Origin of the sequence: Acinetobacter sp. YH12041 (assembly GCF_013419975.1) — a bacterium.
Lineage (GTDB): Bacteria > Pseudomonadota > Gammaproteobacteria > Pseudomonadales > Moraxellaceae > Acinetobacter.
Map to the genome: position 1 here is coordinate 1 of NZ_VOZC01000056.1, position 1069 is coordinate 1069.

Annotated in this window: 1 protein-coding gene; it reads right to left on the minus strand. The window is 40.4% G+C overall.

Going from position 1 to position 1069, the window contains the following annotated elements:
* The coding region (locus tag FTU00_RS15475) for an IS4-like element ISAbe18 family transposase (RefSeq protein ID WP_180179992.1) at window positions 1-1069 on the minus strand (1069 nt) is incomplete at both ends.

Sequence of the window (1069 nt, forward strand, 5' to 3'; positions counted from 1 at the left end):
TGAGCTTCCTCTTGTTTTATGGGTATTTTATCGGGTGAAAATAAAGCTTTTAAAGTTCTTCTTTCAAACAAATTCACTTGAATTATTCTGAGTAAACGTTGAACTGTCCAACCTGTTTTTCCTAAATGTTGAGCGAAACTCACCAATAAATAGGCGATCATCGCAATCCAGATTTGTGTCTGAATTGCGTTCCTGCTGCGGCCTAGAAACGCTTTTAATTTGAGATTCTGCTTAATCGCCTTAAAGAACAGCTCAACTTTCCAACGATCTTTATAAATCGCCGCAATGGTGGAGGCGGCTAAATGAAAGTTATTGCTGAGAAAGCTAAAGTGCTTGCCACTTTGCTGATCTCTATATTCAATTCTTCTTAACACTGGGGCTTTTCTTTTTAGGGCATGTGCGCTATTCAGCTGAATGGTTTCATCTTTTAGAATACCTTTGGATTCAAGCACTGGATGTTGCTGGATCACCTGATACACAGATTTAGGCCTAAAACGTGTGACAAATCCAATGTTTTGAGCAGTCAGATTTGCATACCATTGGTAATCGACATAGCCTTTATCAAAAACTACAATGCTGCCAGCAGGAAACTGGAATTTGCGGCCTTGTACCATGTCATTTTCTTTGCCATTTTCAACTGCAACAAACTCAGGAATATCATTGCTGTGATTCAATCCTATACTGAGTTTCATGCTGGCTTTTGAGTCGTGAACTTTGGCCCATTCACATAAGGAAAGCGACAGGTCAATATGACTGGCATCCAAGGAATACAAGGGATTCTTAAAGCGAAATTTATGAGCGACTTTTGAGTGGTCATAGTATTTAAGCAACTTGTAAAATAGCTGTTGATACAAGGCAGCAGGCTGCTGCTCATTGATTCGTGCCAGCGTGCTTCGGGGAATAGACTTTGCTCCGAGATGACTTAGCTTTTCCTGTTGGCACTCCAAATTGGATTGAATATCTCTCAGACTTTGCCTACAAGAGAATTGAGACATCAATATGGCAATAAACTGATCCCACCGGGAAGCCGCTCTAAATTTCTGTCCAACATGGTGTACTTTAGCAAGTT